The following is a 20,205-nucleotide window of genomic DNA, read 5'->3' as shown; positions in this document are numbered from 1 at the left end:
GCCGCACGAGACACGCTGTCCACCGTTCGATGGACATAAGGAGGTCCGCACGAGGGTGCCCGGGCCGACGGCTGCGCGGGACGCTCTTTGCCATGACACAACTGGCGGTTGATGTACGCGGACTTCGCAAGCAGTACGGCGAGGTCACCGCGGTCGACGGACTGGACCTCGGCATCCGGCACGGAGAGGTCTTCGGCATCCTCGGCCCCAACGGGGCCGGCAAGAGCACCACCGTGGAGATCCTGCAGGGCCACCGCAGCAGGGACGGCGGCGAGGTGTCGGTCCTCGGGGCCGACCCGGCGAGCGCCGGGCGGGCCTGGCGCTCGCGGGTCGGCATCGTGTGGCAGGACGAGTCGGCGCCCGCCGAGCTCACGGTCCGCGAGACCGTGCACCACTTCGCCCGTTACTACCCGAAGCCGCGCGACCCGGAGCAGGTCATCGCCCTGGTCGGCCTGGAGAAGAAGGCGTCGGCCCGGATCAAGGGCCTTTCGGGCGGCCAGCGGCGGCGCCTCGATGTCGCGCTCGGCGTGATCGGCGGCCCCGAACTGCTGCTCCTGGACGAACCCACGACCGGCTTCGACCCGGCGGCCCGGCGCCAGTTCTGGGACCTGATCCGGCTGCTCGCGGGCGAGGGCACCACCATCGTCCTGACCACGCACTACCTGGAGGAGGCCGAAGCGCTCGCCGACCGGCTCGCGGTGATCGCGGGCGGCAAGGTCGTCGCCGAGGGCGAGCCCGCCGCGTTGCGGCAGAGCCTCGGCACCGGCGCCACCGTCGAGTGGACCGAGGCCGACGGATCGCCGCGCACCGTGCGCACCGAGACGCCGACCCGCACCGTCGCCGAGCTGATGCACCGCTTCGACGGCGAGATCCCCGGCCTCAGGATCGGCCGGCCCACCCTTGAGGACGTCTATCTGCGGCTCACCGGCCAGCTGGACCCGCAGCAGGAGGAAGCACGATGACCACCACCACCGACACCCTCGTTTCCTCCCGTGCGGGGTCTCCCCGGCTGCCCGGCACCTGGTCCCTCGGCCTGCGCCGCGGTGGCCTGGAGATCAAGCAGTTCGTCCGCCGGCGGGATCAGGTGATCTTCACCTTCGCCTTCCCGGTCGTCTTCCTCGCCCTGTTCGCGTCGATCTTCAGCGGCCAGGTCGAGAACGCCGGGATCACCGCCTCGCAGCTGTACGCCGCCGGAATGATCGCGGCGGGCATCATGTCGGTCAGCTTCCAGTCGCTCGGCATCTCGATCGCCATCGAGCGGGACGAGAAGGTCCTTCGCCGGCTGCGCGGCACGCCGATGCCACCGGCCGCGTACTTCCTCGGCAAGGTCTGGCTGGTGCTCGCCACGGGCATCGCCGAGACGGCCGTACTGCTGCTCTTCGGGGCGACCCTGTTCGACCTCGACCTGCCGACGACGGCGACGAAGTGGCTGGAGTTCTCGTGGATCTTCGTCCTCGGTATCACCGGCTGCGCCCTGCTCGGCATCGCGATCAGCAGCCTGCCCAAGTCGGGCAGGAGCGCGAGCTCGGTGGTCGTGCTGCCCTTCCTGGTGCTCCAGTTCATCTCGGGTGTCTACATCCCGGTGGGTACGCTGCCGGACTGGCTGCTCGACATCAGCGCGTTCTTCCCGCTGAAGTGGATGTGCCAGGGCTTCCGCGGGGTGTTCCTGCCGCAGTCCGCCGCCGTGCTCGAACAGGCGGGCAGCTGGGAGTTCGGACGGATCGCGCTGGTGCTCGGCGCCTGGTGCATCGGAGGATTGGTCCTGTGTCTGCTGACCTTCAGGTGGAAGAGCCGCCGCGACGGCTGACGGAGTTCGCGGCCGCGGCCGGAGCGCGCGACACCCATGTGTGGGACCGCTCGTTCCTGCCGTGGGACGCCTACTTCGCGGTGGTGTGGCTGGCGACGGCGGTGTTCGTGCTCGGCGCCGACCTCCCGGCGCTGCCGTACCGGATCACCGCGGTTGCGCTGATGTCGCTGCTCATCCCCTGGTATCTGCGGGCCGGGCGGCCGGCGATGCTGGACGGCGGCACGGACGAACGGCAGTCCCTGCGCTACATCGTGGCCTCGGTGGTGATCTTCCTGCCGCCCGCGTTCCTGGTCGGCGAGACCCGGCTGATCACGTTCGCGCTCGCGCCGCCGTGCTTCATGCTCCTGCCGGTGCGCAAGGCGATGATCACGATGGCGGTCGTGAACGTCGTGCCCGTGGCGGGCTGGGCGCTGATCTGGCGGCCCGAGTCCCAGGTGGTCTTCTTCAACTCCGTCTTCGCGGTGGCCACGCTCGCCTTCTCCGGCTTCTTCGGCGTCTGGGTCATCCGGATCATCGAGCAGAGCAAGGAACGGGCCTCTCTGATCGGCGAGTTGGAGGCGAGCCGCGAGGAGGTGGCCCGGCTCTCGGCGGAGCGCGGCGCGCTCACCGAGCGGGAGCGGATGTCGCGGGAGATCCACGACACCCTCGCGCAGGGCTTCACCAGCGTGTTGATGCTGGTGCAGGCCGTCCAGACGGAACTGGACCACGACGTTCCGCTCGCTCGGCGCCATCTCGACCTCATGGAGTCCACCGCCCGCCAGAACCTGGCGGAGGCCCGGGCCCTGGTCGCCGGCGGCGCCCCCGCCGACCTCGACGGCGGCTCCCTGCCCGATGCGGTACGCCGCCTCGCCGACCGGCACGAGGCCCCGGCCGGTCTCGAAGTGACGGGCGCCGTGCGGGAGTTGCCCGCCGGGCTCGAAGTGGTCGCCCTGCGCTCCTGCCAGGAGGCGCTGTCCAACGCCCGCAAGCACGCGGGCCCCGGGGCGCCGGTGCGGCTCACGCTCGCATACGGTGAGGCCTCGTTGACCGTGTCCGTACGGGACGAGGGCGACGGCTTCGACCTCTCGGCGCCGCGTACGGGGTACGGCCTCGCCGGTCTCCGGGCCCGGGCCGCCGAGGTGGGCGGCACCGCCGAGATCCGCAGCACCCCGGGCGGGGGCACCTCGGTCACCGTCCAACTGCCCGTCCCTACAGCGCACTTGAGGAGTTCGCCGTGATCCGCATCCTGCTCGCCGACGACCATCCGGTGGTACGGGAGGGCCTGCGCGGGATGCTCGCGGCCGAGCCCGACCTGGAGGTGGTGGCCGACGCCGCCAACGGCCCGCAGGCCGAGGCGCTGTGCGCGGAGCTGCGGCCGGACATCGTGCTGATGGATCTTCGGATGCCGGGCGGCGACGGGGTCGAGTCGATCGGCCGCCTCACCGCCTCGGGGCTGCCGTGCCGGGTGATCGTCCTGACGACTTACGAAACGGACCGGGACATTCTGCGGGCCGTCGAGGCAGGGGCGGCGGGGTATCTGCTCAAGGACCTCGCGCGGGGGGAACTGGCGCAGGCCGTGCGGGCCGCCGCGCGGGGCGAGACGGTGCTCGCGCCCTCCGTCGCCGGGCGCCTCGTCGACCAGCTCCGTGCTCGGCCCGAGCGGCCGCGGCTGTCCGAGCGGGAGGTTTCCGTGCTGCGGCTGGTGGCCGAGGGGTGCACGAATGCCGAGATCGGGCGGCGGTTGTTCGTCGCGGAGTCGACGGTGAAGACGCATGTGGTGCGAATCTTCGGGAAGCTGGGGGTGGATGACCGCACGGCGGCGGTGACGCGAGCGATGGCCCTGGACCTGCTGTAGCCCCCACCCCGCCCCTTCCCCAGACCCTCCGGGGGTGAAGGGGGGCTGAGGTTGGAGTGCCGGGGGGGCTCTGCCCCTGAACCCCGGTGGGTGCGAGGTGAAGAGCCGGGGGCTGCGCCACCCAGACCTCCACGGGGCTGCGCCCCTGCACCCCGTTCAGCGCTCTGCCAGGGCCCCCTGGTTCCAGCCGAGGGGGAGCCAGGGGCTCCGCCCCTGGACCCCTGCGGCGGCTGCGCCCCCTGCACCCCGTTCGGGGGCCCTGCCCCGGACCCCGTTCGCGCCTTGAGGGCGCTCCTACTCGAACGCCGGACGGGCTGATGTGCCGGGCCGGTCCTCGAGCTGCCTGGGGGCTGAACCTCCGCCCCGTCGGAGGATCTTTCCGCGCTGTGGGCAGTCGTCCCGCAGGGCGATGGGGGTCCCCCTGCTCCTCAACAGGTTGGGGAGGGGAGGCACAGCCCCCAGCACTGGGCGCTGTGCACCCCGCCCCCTCAGCCCAGGCGGGAGCGAACCTCGTCCAGGATGGAATCCAGAGCCACCGGGGCCTGCTCCCCCGATTCCATGTCCTTCAGCTGGGCCACGCCCTCCGCCAGGTCTCGCTCGCCCGCGACCAGAGTGAAGCGCGCGCCGGAGCGGTTCGCCGACTTCATCGCGCCCTTCAGGCCCTTCGCTCCGAAGGAGAAGTCCGTCGCGATGCCCGCCCGGCGCAGCTCAGTCACCTTGGTGAAGAGGACACGGCGGGCCTCTTCGCCCAGGGGAACCGCGAACACGCTCGTCGTGGAGGGGAGTTCGAGGGTGACACCCTCGGCCTCCAGGGCGAGGACCGTACGGTCGACGCCCAGCGCCCAGCCCACCGACGGCAGCGAGGGGCCGCCGATCATCTCTGAGAGGCCGTCGTAGCGACCGCCGCCGCCGACCGCGGACTGCGAGCCCAGACCGTCGTGGACGAACTCGAACGTCGTGCGGGTGTAGTAGTCGAGGCCGCGCACCAGCCGCGCGTCGTCCTCGTACGCGACACCCTCCGCCGTCAGGAGCTCGCGCACCTCCTCGTGGTACGCCTTGCAGGCGTCGCAGAGGTAGTCGCGCAGGAGCGGGGCACCCGCCAGCTGCTTCTGGACCGCGTCCCGCTTGTCGTCGAGCACCCGCAGCGGGTTGATCTCGGCCCGGCGCAGCGTGTCCTCGTCCAGGTCGAGCCCGCGCAGGAAGTCCTGGAGGGCGTCGCGGTAGACCGGACGGCACTCCTTGTCGCCGAGCGAGTTCAGCAGGATGCGGAAGTTGCGCAGACCCAGCGAGCGGTACGCGTCGTTCGCCAGGATGATCAGCTCGGCGTCGAGCGCCGGGTCCTCCGCGCCGATCGCCTCGGCGCCGACCTGCGAGAAGTGCCTGTAACGGCCCTTCTGCGGGCGCTCGTAGCGGTAGTACGAGCCCGAGTACCAGAGCTTGACGGGGAGGTTGCCCGCCTTGTGCAGGTTGGCCTCCAGGGCCGCGCGCAGCACGGACGCGGTGCCCTCGGGGCGCAGCGCGAGCTTGTCGTTGCCCTTGGTGGTGAAGGCGTACATCTCCTTCGTGACGATGTCGGTGGACTCGCCGACACCGCGCGCGAAGAGCTCGACGTTCTCGAAGCCCGGGGTCTCGATGTAGCCGTAACCCGACCGCTTCAGGGGCGCCGCGATGGCCTCGCGCACGGCGAGGAAGCGCGCCGAGTCCGGCGGGAGCAGGTCGTACGTGCCCTTGGGGGCCTGGAAAGTACTCATGGGAAGACTTCTCGTCACATTCCTCGTCGGGGAGAGGCGATGCCTTCTCCCTGGCCGGCGGCCACCTGCCGCAGATACGGGTTGGTGGCGCGCTCCTGGCCGATGGTCGTCTGGGAGCCGTGGCCGGACAGCACCACGGTCGAGTCGTCGAGCGGCAGGCACACACGGCCCAGCGACTCGAGGAGCTCGGCGTGGCTGCCGCCGGGCAGGTCGGTGCGTCCGACGGAGCCGGCGAAGAGCAGGTCGCCCGAGAACAGGATCGGAGGGATGTCCTCCGCCTCGGGCAGCCCGAACGTCACCGACCCCTTGGTATGGCCGGGCGCGTGCGAGACGGTGAGCTCCATGCCCGCGAGCGCCAGTCTGGCGCCGTCGGTGAGCTCCTTGACGTCGTCCGGCTCCCCCACCGTGAGCTCGCCCATGAGCTGCGCGCCGATGGCCCGGCCCAGGGCCTTCTCGGGGTCGCTCATCATGTAGCGGTCGTCGGGGTGGATCCAGGCGGGTACGTCGTGGGCTCCGCAGACCGGGACGACCGAGGCGCAGTGGTCGATGTGGCCGTGGGTGAGGACGACGGCGACGGGCTTGAGCCGATGCTTCTTCAGCGTTTCCTCGACGCCCTGGGCGGCCTGGTGGCCGGGGTCGATGATCACGCATTCCTCGCCTGCGGCGGGGGCGACCAGGTAGCAGTTGGTCCCCCAGGCCCCGGCGGGGAACCCGGCAATCAGCACGATCGTCCTCGATTTCTTGCGCGGCGGGTGATTACGGCTGCTCAGAGCCTACCGGCGCTGCTCCGGTCACAGCGAACCCATATACGGTACGGGGCACAGTCAGCTCGTACGCACGTACCCGTACCCCATGAGACCGCACAAGGAGACGACCGGTGGTCAGCAGCGAACAGCGTCGGCGCCAGCTCGCGCGCGAGAAGTTCGAGCGGCAGCAGCAGCGCCGGGAGGCAGCACGGCGCAAGGCCAGGCGCCGTAACACCGTCATCGCGGCCGCCCTCGCGGTGATCGTGGCGGCGGGCGGCGCGGCCTTCGCCACGGGCGCCTTCTCGGGCGACGGCGACAAGAAGTCGGACACCGCGTCGCCTTCGGACAGCCCGTCCGCGCAGCCCAGCGCGTCGCCGGAGCCGAAGATGGCCGTCGACGCGAAGGCCAAGTACGACATGTCGCTGAAGACCAACGACGGCGAGATCAAGATCGCGATGGACGCGGCGAAGACCCCGCACACCGTGAACTCGTTCAAGTACCTCGCCGACAAGGGCTACTTCAACAACACCAAGTGCCACCGGCTGACCACGCAGAACATCTACGTGCTCCAGTGCGGCGACCCGCAGGGCACCGGTCAGGGCGGACCCGGCTACACGATCCCCGACGAGAACCTGACCGCCCTCGGCAAGGCGGGCGCGGACGGCTCCGTGACGTTCCCGGCGGGCACGGTCGCGATGGCCAATACCGGCCAGCCCCACTCCGGCGGCAGCCAGTTCTTCCTGGTCTACAAGGACACCAAGCTGCCGCCCAGCTACACGCCGTTCGGCACGATGGACGCGGCCGGCCTCAAGGCCGTCGAGGACGTCGCCAAGGAGGGTGTCGAGGGCGGCACGGGCGACGGAGCGCCCAAGAAGGCCGTCACCATCGAGAAGGCCGCCGTCACCAAAGAGTGACGCCCCCGGGCGCCCGGCACCGAGCGTGAAGCGCTGAATTCGGCCGCGCTGAGTGCGGACAGCCGGGCGGCCGGTCGCCTAGATTGGCGTTGTGCAGCGCGGGCTCGTACGCGCTGTGGAGGGCGGGCGAGACCCGCCGGGAAACTGTGGACGATGCCCCGGGGGGACGAACCCCCCGCGCAGGCATCATGTGGAGGAGGCGCTGTGAGCAGCGACCCGTGGGGCCGCGTCGACGAGACGGGCACCGTGTATGTGCGTACAGCCGAGGGCGAAGTGGTCGTCGGATCGTGGCAGGCGGGCTCTCCAGAAGAGGCCCTGGCCTACTTCGAGCGCAAGTACGAGGGCCTGGTTGTCGAGATCGGCCTCCTCGAACGGCGGGTGAGGACCACCGACCTGTCGGCGAAGGACGCGCAGACCGCGATCGACCATCTGCGCTCGCAGGTGGACGAGCATCACGCCGTCGGTGACCTCGACGCGTTGCGGGGGCGCCTCGACAAGCTCGTGGGGACCGTCGAGTCGCGCCGCGAGGAGCGCAAGGTCCAGAAGGCCAAGCAGACCGACGAGGCCAAGCACGCCAAGGAGGCGCTGGTCGCCGAGGCCGAGGAGCTGGCGCAGAGCGAGCAGTGGCGCTCGGCGGGCGAGCGGCTGCGGGCCCTGGTGGACACCTGGAAGGGTCTGCCGCGCCTGGACCGCAAGTCCGACGACGAGCTGTGGCACCGCTTCTCGCACGCCCGCTCGGCGTTCTCCAAGCGCCGCAAGGCGCACTTCGCGTCGCTCGACGCGCAGCGCGAGGACGCCCGCAAGGTCAAGGAGAAGCTGGTCGTCGAGGCCGAGGCCCTGTCCGGGTCCACGGACTGGGGTACGACGGCGGCGCGCTACCGCGATCTGATGGCGGACTGGAAGGCGGCGGGCCGCGCCCAGCGCGAGGCCGAGGACGAGCTGTGGAACCGCTTCCGCGGCGCCCAGGACGTCTTCTTCGCGGCGCGCAGCGAGGTGTTCGCGGAGCGTGACGCCGAGCAGACCGAGAACCTGAAGCTCAAGGAGGAGCTGGCCGTCGAGGCCGAGAAGATCCTCCCGGTGACCGACCTGAAGGCGGCCCGCGCCGCCTTCCGCTCGGTCAACGAGCGCTGGGAGGCCATCGGCCACGTACCCAGGGACGCTCGTCCCAAGGTCGAGGGCCGGATGCACGCCGTGGAGCGGGCGATCCAGGAGGCCGAGGAGGCCGACTGGCGTCGTACGAACCCGGAGGCGCGGGCGCGTGCCGCGGGCCTCACGGGCCAGCTGCAGGACGCCGTCGACAAGCTGCAGAAGCAGATCGACGCGGCTCGCGCGGCCGGGAACGACGCGAAGGCCGACAAGCTCGGCCGCGAGCTGGAAGGCCGCCAGGCCCTCCTCGACCAGGCCCTGAAGGGCCTGGAGGAGTTCGGCGGCTGATCTGCCCGCCGGCACATGGAGAAGCCCCCGGAACCCTGCGGTTCCGGGGGCTTCGTCCTGTTCTACGGCCGGCGTGCCGACGTCACGCGGTACACGTCGTACACGCCCTCCACGCCCCGGACCGCCTTCAGTACGTGACCGAGGTGCTTGGGGTCGCCCATCTCGAAGGTGAAGCGCGAGGTGGCGACGCGGTCGCGGGAGGTCTGTACGGCGGCCGAGAGGATGTTGACGTGCTGGTCGGACAGGACGCGGGTGACGTCGGAGAGGAGGCGCGAGCGGTCCAGGGCCTCGACCTGGATGGCGACCAGGAAGACCGAGGACTGGGTCGGTGCCCACTCCACTTCGAGGATCCGCTCGGGCTGCTGGGACAGCGAGTCCACGTTCACACAGTCCGCCCGGTGCACCGAGACGCCGCTGCCGCGGGTGACGAAGCCGATGATGGGATCGCCGGGGACGGGCGTGCAGCAGCGGGCGAGCTTGACCCAGACGTCGTCGACGCCCTTGACGACCACGCCCGGATCCGCGTTCTTGCGGCGCTTGCTGCGGCCCCGCGAGGGCGGCGCCGACTCGGCGATGTCCTCGTTGGCGGCCTCCTCGCCGCCGAGCGCCTGCACCAGCTTCTGGACGACGCCCTGGGCGGCCACATGGCCCTCGCCGATCGCCGCGTACAGCGAGGAGATGTCGGGGTAGCGCATCTCGTGGGCGAGGGTGACCAGCGAGTCGCCGGTGAGGATCCGCTGGATCGGCAGGTTCTGCTTGCGCATGGCGCGCGCGATGGCGTCCTTGCCCTGCTCGATCGCCTCGTCGCGGCGCTCCTTGGAGAACCAGGCGCGGATCTTGTTGCGGGCGCGCGGCGACTTGACGAAGCCGAGCCAGTCCCGCGAGGGGCCCGCACCGGCCGCCTTGGAGGTGAAGACCTCCACCAGGTCGCCGTTGTCCAGGGTCGATTCGAGCGGGACCAGGCGCCCGTTGACCCGTGCGCCTATGGTCCGGTGGCCGACCTCGGTGTGCACGGCGTACGAGAAGTCGACCGGGGTCGAGCCGGCCGGGAGCGCGATGACGTCGCCCTTGGGCGTGAAGACGAAGACCTCGTTGCGCGACAGGTCGAAGCGCAGGGACTCCAGGAACTCGCTGGGGTCCTCGGTCTCCTTCTGCCAGTCGAGCAGCTGGCGCAGCCACGCCATGTCGTTGAGGTGGTCGTCCTTGCCGGTCTTGCGCGGCACGTCGGTGCGCACCTTGGAGGCTCCGGCGACGGCCTCCTGCTTGTACTTCCAGTGCGCCGCGATGCCGTACTCGGCGCGGCGGTGCATGTCGAACGTACGGATCTGGAGCTCGACCGGCTTGCCGTTGGGGCCGATTACCGTCGTGTGCAGCGACTGGTACATGTTGAACTTGGGCATCGCGATGTAGTCCTTGAACCGGCCGGGGACCGGATTCCATCGCGCGTGGACCGTGCCGAGGGCCGCGTAGCAGTCGCGGACCGTGTCGACGAGGACCCGGATGCCCACCAGGTCGTAGATCTCCGCGAAGTCACGGCCGCGGACGATCATCTTCTGGTAGACGGAGTAGTAGTGCTTCGGGCGGCCGGTGACGGTCGCCTTGATGCGGGCCGCGCGCAGGTCGGACTGGACCTCGTCGGTCACTATGGCGAGGTACTCGTCGCGCTTGGGGGCGCGCTCGGCGACCAGGCGCACGATCTCGTCGTACATCTTGGGGTAGAGGATCGCGAAGGCGAGGTCCTCGAGCTCCCACTTGATCGTGTTCATGCCCAGGCGGTGGGCGAGCGGCGCGTAGATCTCCAGGGTCTCGCGCGCCTTCTTCTCCTGCTTCTCGCGCTTGAGGTACCGCATGGTGCGCATGTTGTGCAGGCGGTCGGCGAGCTTGATGACCAGGACACGGGGGTCCTTGGCCATGGCGACGACCATCTTGCGTACGGTCTCGGCCTGCGCGGCGTCGCCGAACTGCACCCGGTCGAGCTTGGTGACGCCGTCGACGAGCAGCGCCACCTGGTCGCCGAAGTCGCGGCGCAGGGTGTCCAGGCCGTACTCGGTGTCCTCGACGGTGTCGTGCAGCAGGCCCGCCATCAGGGTGGCCGGGTCCATGCCGAGCTCGGCGAGGATCGTGGTCACCGCGAGGGGGTGCGTGATGTACGGATCGCCGCTCTTGCGCTTCTGGCCTCGGTGCCAGCGCTCGGCGACCTGGTAGGCCCGCTCGACCTGGCGCAGCGTCGCCGTCTCGATCTTGGGGTCGTTGCTGCGCACTATCCGAAGCAGCGGTTCGAGCACCGGGTTGTACGCGGAGGAGCGCTGTACGCCCAACCGGGCGAGGCGGGCGCGCACCCGGTTGGAGGAGCCTCCACCGGAGCGCGACACGGAGCCTGCCGGCACCACGGGCTTGGCGACGGGCGCCGGGACGGGAGTTTCGGCCGGTGCCTTGTCCGGCGCGGCCTCGGGCGCCGCGGGCTTCGGCTTCGCCGCGGGCTCGGGGGGCGTGGCCGGGGCCGCCGCGGGCTGTGTGGCCTGCTGGTCGGGCCGCGCGGCGGAGAGTGGCTGGGCCTCGTCTGGCAAAAGCGCTCCTCTGGGGGTCCCCCCGGACGGGGTCTGGGGGAGGGTCCGGGTCCCCCGGTCAGGCCCGGAAGTACCCATGGTATCGAGCCAAGAGCCTCCGCTCGCCCTCGGCCGGTGTGACGCCTCTGCCTGGAGAAACACCGGAGGCGGGCACCGGATTCCTCCGGGCCCGCCTCGGCGGTGTTCTGCTGCCTGCTCAGACCGTGATCAGGGCGTCCAGCGGGGCGCCGCGCAGGGCGCTCTCCAGGCGCTCCCGGCCGCTGAGGAAGCTGAGCTCCATCAGGACCGCGACACCCGCGACCTCGGCTCCGGCCCGGCGGATCAGCTCCAGGGAGGCCTCGGCGGTGCCGCCGGTGGCGAGCACGTCGTCGATGACCATGACACGGTCGCCCGCGCTGAGATCCTCGGCGTGCACCTCGATCTCCGCTGTGCCGTACTCCAGCTCGTACGCCTGCTTGAGCGTCGCTCCGGGGAGCTTGCCCGCCTTGCGTACGGGGATGAAGCCGATCCCGGCGCGGACCGAGACGGGGGCCGCCAGGATGAAGCCGCGGGCCTCCAGGCCGACGATCTTCGTCGCGCCGTGCTGGACGCACAGCGCGGCGAGCGCGTCGGTGAGGGCCGTGAACGCCTCCGGGTCCGCGAGCAGCGGGGTGATGTCCTTGAACATCACGCCCGGCTTCGGGTAGTCCGGAACGTCACGGATGCGGCTGAGCAGCAGCCCCACGGTCTCGGTGGAGACGCTGGTCATCGGCGCTTCCCCCGGTTGCGGTTCGGCTGGCGGCGCTGGCCGACGACCGCACCGGCGGGCGCCGCGTCGTCTTCATCCTCCCCGTCCTCGAACGGCGCCTCGTCCTGCGGCTCCGCGCTCTCGCCCTTGGCGGCGGCCGCAGCGCGCTTGGCGAGCACCCGCTTCTTGAGGGCCTTCATCTCCGGCATGGTCTCCTTCAGGTCGGCGACCAGCGGAGTGGCGATGAAGATCGAGGAGTACGCACCGGCCGCGAGGCCGACGAACAGCGAGAGCGAGATGTCGTTCAGCATGCCGGCGCCGAGGACGCCACCACCGATGAACAGCAGGCCCGCGACCGGGAGCAGCGCCACGACCGTGGTGTTGATGGAGCGGACCAGGGTGCCGTTGAGGCTCTTGTTCGCCATCTCGCTGTAGGTGACGCGGGTCTGCTTGGTGATCCCCTTCTGGCCCTCCTTGAGTCCGTCGAAGACGACGACGGTGTCGTAGAGGGAGTAACCGAGGATCGTGAGCAGACCGATCACCGTGCCCGGGGTCACCTCGAAGCCGACGAGGGCGTAGATGCCGACGGTGATCGTGAGGTCGTGGATCAGGGCGACCAGGGCCGCGAGCGCCATGCGCCACTCGAAGGCGATGGCGAGGTAGATCACCACCAGGATCATGAAGACGATCAGGCCGGTCCAGGCCTTGTTGGCGATCGTCTCACCCCAACTCGGGCCCACCAGATCGGCGTTGATGTCGTTCGCGTCGACCTTGAGGTCCTTGGCGAGCTGCGTCTTGATCTGGTCGGACTTGGCGGTGTCGACCCCGCCGATGGTGATGCGGATCGTGCCGTCGCCGAGCTTCTGGGCGATGGCGTCGTGTCCGGACGCGGCCTGCGCCGCTTCCTCCGCGTGCGAGGCGGAGACCGAGGTCTTGGGCGTGGTGAAGACCGCGCCGCCCTGGAACTCGATGCCCATCGTCAGACCCCGTACCGCCAGGCCGACAATGGCCGTGATGGTGATCAGGATCGAGATGCCGTACCAGATCTTCCGCTTGCCGACGAAGTCGTAACCGACCTCACCGCGGTACAGCCTGGCGCCGAGAGTGCCGAGCTTCGACATCTCACGCCTCCTTCGGGTTGTCGACGGGGGCGGAGGTGGTGCGGCGGGCGCGGCGCAGCGGGGGCTTGGCGCCGAGCCGCTTCGGGTCCAGACCGGACCACGGGTGGCCGCTCGCGAAGAACTTCCTGCGGGCGAGGATCGTCATCACCGGCTTGGTGAACAGGAACACCACGACCACGTCGAGCAGGGTGGTCAGGCCCAGCGTGAACGCGAAGCCCTGGACCTTGCCGACGGTCACGATGAACAGCACCGCCGCGGCCAGGAACGACACGAAGTCGGAGACCAGGATGGTACGCCGGGCACGCGGCCAGGCCCGCTCGACGGCGGGACGCAGGGTGCGGCCCTCGCGGATCTCGTCCCGGATGCGTTCGAAGTACACGATGAACGAGTCCGCCGTGATGCCGATGGCGACGATCGCACCGCAGACCGCGGGCAGGTTCAGCGCGAAGCCGATGCCCGGGCCGAGCAGCGCCATGATCGTGTAGGTCAGGATCGCCGAGACGACGAGGCTGAGGATGGCGATCAGGGCGAGGCCGCGGTAGTAGGCGACCAGGTAGATGATGACAAGGGCCAGACCGATCGCACCGGCGATCAGACCGGCGTGCAGCTGGTCGGCGCCGAGGGCCGCGGTCACCGTGGTGACGCTCTGCTCCTGGAAGGTGAGCGGCAGCGCACCGTAGGAGAGCACGTTGGCCAGGTCCTGCGCGGTCGTCTGGTTGAAGTTGCCTGAGATCTCGGCGGAGCCGCTGAGCGTGGTACTCACGGTGGGGGCCGAGACGACCTGGTTGTCCAGCGCGATCGCGAAGCGGTTGTTCGGGTACTGCTGCTGCGACAGCTTGCCGGTGATGGCCGCGAACTTCTTGGAGCCGCCGCCGGTGAAGTCCATCTGAACGATCCACTGACCGTTCTGCTGGTTGATCACGGCCTGCGCCTTGGAGACGTCCGTGCCGTCGACCTCGGCCGGGCCGAGGATGAACTTCTCCGCGCCGTCCTTGTCGCACGCCACGGTCGGCTCGGTGGACTTGGCGCCCTCGCCGGCCTTCGAGCGGGCTTCCCTGGTGGAGCAGTCGAGCGCGGTGAACTGGGCCTGGAGCTTGGCCGCGGCCGCCGCGTCGCCGGAGGAGGCCGACGGGTTCGGCGTGGGGCTGCCCGGCTTGCTCGCGCCGGGCGTGGGCGAGTCCTTCAGGGCGTCGGAGAGCGCACGGCCCTTGGTCGAGCTGGAGGCGCTCGGGGAGCCGGACGGCTTGCCCTTGCCGGAGGCGCTGGGGGCGCCCGAGGGGGTGGGCTTGCCACTGGTCGAGGCGCTCGGGGAAGCGCTCGGGGTGGGAGCGGCGGTGGGCTGGGCGGTCAGGACCGGCCGGAAGTACAGCTTGGCGGTCTGGCCGACCTGCTGGCGGGCCTGCTCGGAGTTCGTACCCTTGGGGATGTTGACAATGATGTTGTCGCTGCCCTGGGTCTGAACCTCGGACTCCGTCACACCAAGGCCGTTGACACGACGCTCCATGATGGAGACCGCCGTGTCCATGTTCTTCTTGTTGATCGCCGACTCCTGGCCGGGCTCCGGCTTGGCCTTGAGCGTGATGCTCGTACCGCCCGCGAGGTCGATCCCCAGCCTCGGAGTGGTGTTGTGGGAAATGAACATCCCACCGGTGAGCGCGACCATGGCGATGAGGATCAAGGCCAGGGCACGGCCCGGCTTGCTCTGACCCCCCGCCGCCGGCCTTCGGCCCTTGTTCGGTGCTGCCACCTTGTCGTTTCTCCCTGTCCAACCACCCTGCGCCGGGTATGCGCGTGGGCGGCCACGAAGTGTTGTGGGGACGTCCCCCGCGGAAGTGGGCGCGCTCCGGGGACCGCCCGCGCCGGTCGGGCGCCGTGCGGTCCCGGTGCGTGACTACTTCGCGTCGGCCCCGCCGTCGGCCTTGCCGTCCTTGCCGTCCTTGGGCTCGGCGGCGTCCTCCGCCTCGTCCTTCTTGCCCAGGTCGATCTTGGCGTCCTTGCCGTCCTTGACGTCGACAGCCTCGGCGTCGGCCTCGGCGGCCACGCCGGCCTCGGTCAGCGAAGAGGCGTCGTCCGGCACCGCCGGGAGCTCGTCCTCGGTGTCGCCGTGCACGATGCGGTTGTACTCCGCGTCGTCCAGGACCGCGCCGATGGCGTTCTTGGCATAGACGGCGTGGACGCCGGGCGCCACCTCCAGAAGTACGGTCTCGTCACCGACTTCCTTGACGGTCGCGTACATGCCCCCAATGGTGCGGACACCGGTGCCGGGCTGCATTTCGTTGCGCATGGCCGCGGCCGCTTGCTGCTTCTTCTTCGCCGACCGCGTCATCAGGAACATGGCCCCGATGAGCACGATGAAGGGGAGGAGGGTCACGAGACTCACGGGGGGAACTTCCTTCGCACGACCGCGACGGATCGCGGCCTGATCTTCGGGGGTGGGTACGCCAACCTGGAAGGGCGGCATCGGCGGAGTCTAAGCGAGTCCGCACAGATGGAACAACGCCCAGCATCCCACCGGGGTTCCTCGGGGTGCGACCCTCCGCGCCGTCACGCCCCGAAGAGACCCTGTTGTCCGCTTCCTGCGGTGCCACCACCCTGCTGCGGCGGCACGAGGCCGAGGTGGGCCCAGGCGGCGGGCGTGGCCACCCGGCCGCGCGGGGTGCGGGCGAGCAGGCCCTCGCGGACCAGGAAGGGCTCGGCCACCTCCTCCACCGTTTCGCGCTCCTCCCCCACCGCCACCGCGAGCGTGGACAGGCCCACCGGGCCCCCGCCGAACAGCTTCAGGAGAGCCTGGAGGACGGCCCGGTCCAGGCGGTCCAGGCCGCGGGCGTCAACCTCGTACACACCGAGTGCCACCGAGGCGATCTCCGGGGTGATGACGCCGTCCGCCTTGACCTGGGCGTAGTCGCGAACACGGCGCAGCAGCCGGTTGGCGATGCGCGGGGTGCCGCGCGAGCGGCCCGCGATCTCGGCGGCGCCGCCGGTGTCGATCTCCACGTCGAGCAGGCGGGCCGAGCGGTGGATGACCCGCTCCAGCTCGGAGGGCTCGTAGAACTCCATGTGCCCGGTGAAGCCGAACCGGTCGCGCAGCGGGGGCGGCAGCAGGCCGGCCCTGGTCGTGGCGCCGACCAGGGTGAAGGGCGGCAGCTCCAGCGGGATGGCGGTGGCGCCGGGGCCCTTGCCGACGATGACGTCGACCCGGAAGTCCTCCATCGCCATGTAGAGCATTTCCTCCGCCGGCCGCGACATCCGGTGGATCTCGTCGAGGAAGAGGACCTCGCCCTCCTGGAGGGAGGAGAGGATCGCGGCGAGGTCGCCCGCGTGCTGGATGGCGGGGCCGCTGGTGATGCGGATCGGTGCGCCCATCTCGGCCGCGATGATCATCGAGAGGGTGGTCTTGCCGAGGCCGGGGGCGCCCGAGAGCAGCACGTGGTCGGCGGTGGCGCCGCGGGCGCGGGCCGCGCGCAGGACCAGGTCGAGCTGCTCGCGGACCTTCTCCTGGCCGACGAATTCGTCCAGGTCCTTGGGGCGCAGGGCGGCTTCGACGGCGGTGTCCTCGCCGTCGGCGTCGGCCCCGACGAGGCGGTCGCCGGCCGTCGCGGACAGATCCGCCGTGTCGGAGCTGTCTTCCCAGTTCATGACGTGTGCCTCGGATCGTGGTCGCGATGGGTGGTGCGGGTGGTACGAGCGTCCGGTCGGCCGGGGCCTCCCGGGCTCAGCGGGCGCGGTTCAGGGTCTGCAGGGCGGCCTTGAGGAGGGCCCCGATGTTCGGCCGGTCCGAGGCCTCGGCCTGCGGGGCCACGGCGGTGACCGCCTCGTCCGCCTCCCGGGTCGCGTAGCCGAGGCCGATGAGGGCCGCGTGCAGCTGGTCGCGCCAGCCCGAGGTGACCGGCGCGCCGACGGCCGGGGCGGTGCCGACGGGCGCGCCGAGCCGGTCCTTCAGCTCGATGAGGAGCTTCTGGGCACCCTTCTTGCCGATGCCGGGCACCGCGGTGAGCGCCTTCTCGTCGCCGGTGGCGAACGCGCGCCGCAGCGCGTCCGGGGTGTGCACGGAAAGGACGGCCTGGGCGAGCCGGGGGCCCACCCCGTTGGCGGTCTGGAGCAGCTCGAAGACCTGCTTCTCGTCGTCGTCCGCGAAGCCGTACAGGGTCAGCGAGTCCTCCCGCACGACCAGCGACGTGGCGAGTTTGGCGTGCTGGCCGATGCGCAGTTCGGCCAACGTGTTGGGCGTGCACTGGAGAGCCATGCCGATGCCGCCGACCTCGACCACCGCGGTGTCGGGAGCGAGGGCGGCGACCGGGCCGCTGACGAAGGCGATCATCGGGTGACCTTCCGTACGGAGTGCTGGGCGTGGGCCTGCTGGAGCCGGTTGAGCGCGGGGGCGCGCCAGATGTGGCAGATGGCGAGGGCGAGGGCGTCGGCCGCGTCGGCCGGTTTGGGCGGGGCGTCGAGCCGGAGCAACCGCGTCACCATGGCGCCGACCTGCGCCTTGTCGGCCCGGCCGCTGCCGGTGACGGCGGCCTTGACCTCGCTGGGCGTGTGCAGGGCGACGGGGATGCCGCGCCGGGACGCGCACAGCATGGCGACCGCGCTGGCCTGGGCGGTGCCCATCACCGTACGCACGTTGTGCTGGCTGAACACCCGCTCCACTGCGACGAATTCGGGCCGGTGGGCATCCAGCCACTCCTCGATGCCGCGCTCGATGGCGACGAGGCGGTGGCCCAACTCGGCGTCCGCCGGGGTCCGTACGACGCCGACGCCGAGCATCGTCAGGGGCCGGCCCGCGACCCCCTCGACCACACCGACGCCGCACCGGGTCAGCCCCGGGTCCACCCCCAGTACGCGCACGGCCCCTCCCCTCGGTGATCTTTGACCTGCTGCCAGGCTATCCGCTGCCACTGACAACGGCGGCGGGCCGATGGGACGTGTCCCATCGGCCCGCCGGAACCGCTCACATCGTGGCGGCGCTACGCGTCGACCTTCTCCATGACCTCGTCGGAGACGTCGAAGTTGGCGAAGACGTTCTGCACGTCGTCGCTGTCCTCCAGCGCGTCGATCAGCTTGAAGATCTTCCGCGCGCCCTCTTCGTCCAGCTCGACCTGCATGGTCGGGACGAAGTTGGAGTCGGCCGAGTCGTAGTCGATGCCGGCTTCCTGGAGCGCGGTGCGGACCGCGACCAGGTCGGTTGCCTCGGAGATGATCTCGAAGGACTCACCGAGGTCGTTGACTTCCTCCGCACCCGCTTCCAGAACGGCGTCCAGGACGTCGTCCTCGGAGAGCTCGGCCTTGGGCAGGACGATGACGCCCTTGCGGTTGAAGAGGTACGAGACCGAGCCCGGGTCGGCCATGTTGCCGCCGTTGCGGGTCATCGCGACACGTACGTCGGAGGCGGCACGGTTGCGGTTGTCGGTGAGGCACTCGATGAGCACCGCGACACCGTTCGGGCCGTAACCCTCGTACATGATCGTCTCGTAGTCGGCGCCGCCCGCCTCGAGACCGGCACCGCGCTTGAGCGCGGAGTCGATGTTCTTGTTGGGCACCGACTGCTTCTTGGCCTTCTGCACGGCGTCGAAGAGCGTCGGGTTGCCGTCGATGTCGGCGCCGCCGGTGCGGGCCGCGACCTCGATGTTCTTGATCAGCTTCGCGAAGAGCTTGCCGCGCTTGGCATCGATCACGGCCTTCTTGTGCTTCGTCGTAGCCCATTTAGAGTGGCCGGACATCTGCCTGTCTCCTTCGCGTAACCCATTCTGCGTCGTTCGGCAGAGATCCTACCGGGACCTCGTCACCCTGCGGCGCGCACCATGTCCACGAACAGCGCGTGCATACGGTGGTCGCCCGTGAGCTCGGGGTGGAACGAGGTCGCGAGCGCGTTGCCCTGGCGTACGGCGACGATGTGGCCGCCGTGCTCGGCGAGCACCTCGGTCTCGGCGCCGACGGACTCGACCCAGGGCGCGCGGATGAACACGCCTTCCACGGGGCCGACGCCCAGAACGTCCACGGTCGCCTCGAACGACTCGTTCTGGCGGCCGAAGGCGTTGCGGCGGACGATCATCTCGATGCCGCCGATGGTCTCCTGGCCGGAACGCGGGTCGAGGATCTTGTCGGCGAGCATGATCAGCCCGGCGCAGGTGCCGTACACGGGCATGCCCGCGCGGACCCGCTCGCGCAGCGGCTCCAGCATGCCGAACAGCGCGGCGAGCTTGGAGATGGTGGTGGACTCGCCGCCGGGTATGACCAGGCCGTCCACCTCGGCGAGCTCCTCGGGGCGCCTGACCGGCCTGGCCACGGCGTCCGCCGCGGCCAGGGCGATGAGGTGCTCCCGTACGTCGCCCTGGAGGGCCAGGACACCAATCACGGGGGTGTTCATGGTGTGGCTACCAGCCGCGGTTGGCGTAGCGCTCGGTCTCGGGCAGGGTGTCGCAGTTGATGCCGACCATGGCCTCGCCCAGGTTGCGGGAGGCGTCCGCGATGATCTTCGGGTCGTCGTAGAAGGTGGTGGCCTTCACGATGGCGGCGGCGCGCTTGGCCGGGTCGCCCGACTTGAAGATGCCGGAGCCGACGAAGACGCCCTCGGCGCCGAGCTGGCGCATCAGCGCGGCGTCGGCCGGGGTGGCCACGCCACCGGCGGAGAACAGCACGACGGGGAGCTTGCCGAGCTCGGCGACCTCCTTGACGAGCTCGTACGGGGCGCGCAGCTCCTTCGCGGCGGCGTACAGCTCGTTGTTGTCGAAGCCGCGCAGCTTGGCGATCTCGTTCTTGATCTGGCGCAGGTGGCGGACGGCCTCGACGACGTTGCCGGTGCCGGCCTCGCCCTTGGAGCGGATCATGGCCGCGCCCTCGGCGATGCGGCGCAGGGCCTCGCCCAGGTTGGTGGCGCCGCACACGAACGGGGTCGTGAAGGCGAACTTGTCGCTGTGGTTGACCTCGTCGGCCGGGGTGAGGACCTCGGACTCGTCGATGTAGTCGACGCCGAGCGACTGCAGGACCTGCGCCTCGACGAAGTGGCCGATGCGGGACTTGGCCATCACCGGGATGGAGACCGCGCCGATGATCTCCTCGATCATGTTCGGGTCGGACATCCGGGCCACGCCGCCGTCCTTGCGGATGTCGGCCGGAACCCGCTCCAGGGCCATGACGGCGACGGCGCCCGCGTCCTCGGCGATCTTCGCCTGCTCGGCGTTGACCACGTCCATGATCACGCCGCCCTTGAGCTGCTCGGCCATGCCGCGCTTGACGCGGGCGGTGCCGATGGCGGGGCTGTCGGACTGGGGGGTGCTGGAAGGCGTGCTGGACACGGAGCGACCTCA

19 protein-coding genes are annotated in these 20,205 nt (G+C 70.5%); 6 read left to right on the top strand and 13 right to left on the bottom strand.

The features are described from left to right. Positions 1-92: 92 nt before the first annotated feature. The 4 genes from ABD346_RS18535 to ABD346_RS18520 are packed head-to-tail and all read left to right on the top strand — an operon-like array spanning position 93 to position 3,641. Entirely contained in the window at positions 93-962 is an 870-nt protein-coding gene (locus ABD346_RS18535) for an ABC transporter ATP-binding protein (protein WP_344376084.1), read from the top strand. Then, entirely contained in the window at positions 959-1,807 is an 849-nt protein-coding gene (locus ABD346_RS18530; RefSeq protein ID WP_344376083.1) for an ABC transporter permease, read from the top strand. The genes ABD346_RS18535 and ABD346_RS18530 overlap by 4 nt, the downstream gene beginning before the upstream one ends. After that, complete coding sequence (locus ABD346_RS18525) at positions 1,765-3,024, top strand: sensor histidine kinase (protein WP_344376081.1); 1,260 nt, start codon at positions 1,765-1,767, stop codon at positions 3,022-3,024. Before ABD346_RS18530 ends, ABD346_RS18525 begins: the two co-directional genes overlap by 43 nt. Beyond that, positions 3,021-3,641 carry a response regulator gene (locus tag ABD346_RS18520; RefSeq protein ID WP_189962210.1) on the top strand — a complete coding sequence of 207 codons (621 nt, stop codon included), beginning with the start codon at positions 3,021-3,023 and terminating at the stop codon, positions 3,639-3,641. Before ABD346_RS18525 ends, ABD346_RS18520 begins: the two co-directional genes overlap by 4 nt. Before the next feature lie 488 nt (positions 3,642-4,129). On the opposite strand, the gene hisS is transcribed toward ABD346_RS18520, so the two are convergent. Together hisS and ABD346_RS18510 are read right to left on the bottom strand one after the other, a co-directional pair. Further along, positions 4,130-5,392, bottom strand: coding sequence for a histidine--tRNA ligase (gene hisS, locus ABD346_RS18515; protein WP_344376079.1), 1,263 nt, complete (start codon positions 5,390-5,392; stop codon positions 4,130-4,132). A 14-nt stretch (positions 5,393-5,406) separates the two neighbouring features. After that, positions 5,407-6,117 carry an MBL fold metallo-hydrolase gene (locus ABD346_RS18510; protein ID WP_344376076.1) on the bottom strand — a complete coding sequence of 237 codons (711 nt, stop codon included), beginning with the start codon at positions 6,115-6,117 and terminating at the stop codon, positions 5,407-5,409. Between the two features lie 152 nt (positions 6,118-6,269). Between ABD346_RS18510 and ABD346_RS18505 the strand changes: the two genes are divergently transcribed. Then, positions 6,270-7,052: a peptidylprolyl isomerase gene (locus tag ABD346_RS18505; RefSeq protein ID WP_344376074.1), complete on the top strand. Its 783-nt coding sequence runs from the start codon at positions 6,270-6,272 to the stop codon at positions 7,050-7,052. A 204-nt stretch (positions 7,053-7,256) separates the two neighbouring features. Next, entirely contained in the window at positions 7,257-8,486 is a 1,230-nt protein-coding gene (locus ABD346_RS18500; protein WP_344376072.1) for a DUF349 domain-containing protein, read from the top strand. A 62-nt stretch (positions 8,487-8,548) separates the two neighbouring features. Here ABD346_RS18500 and ABD346_RS18495 read toward each other — a convergent pair whose 3' ends face one another. From ABD346_RS18495 to pdxS, 11 genes are all read right to left on the bottom strand, one after another. After that, positions 8,549-11,053 (bottom strand): RelA/SpoT family protein, encoded by a 2,505-nt coding sequence (locus ABD346_RS18495; protein WP_344376070.1) that lies wholly within the window; start codon positions 11,051-11,053, stop codon positions 8,549-8,551. A gap of 196 nt (positions 11,054-11,249) precedes the next feature. Next, positions 11,250-11,801, bottom strand: a complete 552-nt coding sequence (locus ABD346_RS18490; protein WP_189962201.1) for an adenine phosphoribosyltransferase — start codon at positions 11,799-11,801, stop codon at positions 11,250-11,252. Further along, positions 11,798-12,901 carry a protein translocase subunit SecF gene (gene secF, locus ABD346_RS18485; protein ID WP_344376069.1) on the bottom strand — a complete coding sequence of 368 codons (1,104 nt, stop codon included), beginning with the start codon at positions 12,899-12,901 and terminating at the stop codon, positions 11,798-11,800. The genes ABD346_RS18490 and secF overlap by 4 nt, the downstream gene beginning before the upstream one ends. A 1-nt stretch (position 12,902) precedes the next feature. Beyond that, complete coding sequence (secD, locus tag ABD346_RS18480) at positions 12,903-14,648, bottom strand: protein translocase subunit SecD (protein WP_344376067.1); 1,746 nt, start codon at positions 14,646-14,648, stop codon at positions 12,903-12,905. Positions 14,649-14,792: 144 nt separating this feature from the next. Beyond that, the gene (yajC, locus tag ABD346_RS18475) at positions 14,793-15,281 is read right to left on the bottom strand and encodes a preprotein translocase subunit YajC (protein ID WP_344376065.1); all 489 of its coding nucleotides are present in this window, start codon (positions 15,279-15,281) and stop codon (positions 14,793-14,795) included. 164 nt (positions 15,282-15,445) lie between these two features. Then, positions 15,446-16,537, bottom strand: a complete 1,092-nt coding sequence (gene ruvB, locus ABD346_RS18470; RefSeq protein WP_344376063.1) for a Holliday junction branch migration DNA helicase RuvB — start codon at positions 16,535-16,537, stop codon at positions 15,446-15,448. Positions 16,538-16,613: 76 nt separating this feature from the next. Continuing rightward, a complete protein-coding gene (gene ruvA / locus ABD346_RS18465; RefSeq protein ID WP_344376060.1) occupies positions 16,614-17,219 on the bottom strand; it encodes a Holliday junction branch migration protein RuvA in 606 nt (201 codons plus the stop codon). Beyond that, on the bottom strand, positions 17,216-17,746 hold the full coding sequence (gene ruvC / locus ABD346_RS18460) for a crossover junction endodeoxyribonuclease RuvC (RefSeq protein WP_189962195.1): 531 nt from the start codon (positions 17,744-17,746) through the stop codon (positions 17,216-17,218). Before ruvC ends, ruvA begins: the two co-directional genes overlap by 4 nt. 119 nt (positions 17,747-17,865) lie before the next feature. Beyond that, the gene (locus ABD346_RS18455) at positions 17,866-18,618 is read right to left on the bottom strand and encodes a YebC/PmpR family DNA-binding transcriptional regulator (protein WP_267054210.1); all 753 of its coding nucleotides are present in this window, start codon (positions 18,616-18,618) and stop codon (positions 17,866-17,868) included. A gap of 62 nt (positions 18,619-18,680) precedes the next feature. Then, on the bottom strand, positions 18,681-19,265 hold the full coding sequence (pdxT, locus tag ABD346_RS18450) for a pyridoxal 5'-phosphate synthase glutaminase subunit PdxT (protein ID WP_344376057.1): 585 nt from the start codon (positions 19,263-19,265) through the stop codon (positions 18,681-18,683). 7 nt (positions 19,266-19,272) lie between these two features. Continuing rightward, positions 19,273-20,193 carry a pyridoxal 5'-phosphate synthase lyase subunit PdxS gene (pdxS, locus tag ABD346_RS18445; protein ID WP_344376055.1) on the bottom strand — a complete coding sequence of 307 codons (921 nt, stop codon included), beginning with the start codon at positions 20,191-20,193 and terminating at the stop codon, positions 19,273-19,275. Positions 20,194-20,205 lie beyond the last annotated feature (12 nt).

This window comes from Streptomyces mauvecolor (assembly GCF_039532965.1).
In the GTDB taxonomy this organism is placed as follows: domain Bacteria; phylum Actinomycetota; class Actinomycetes; order Streptomycetales; family Streptomycetaceae; genus Streptomyces; species Streptomyces violascens.
This window is presented reverse-complemented; position numbering and strand designations above follow the sequence as displayed.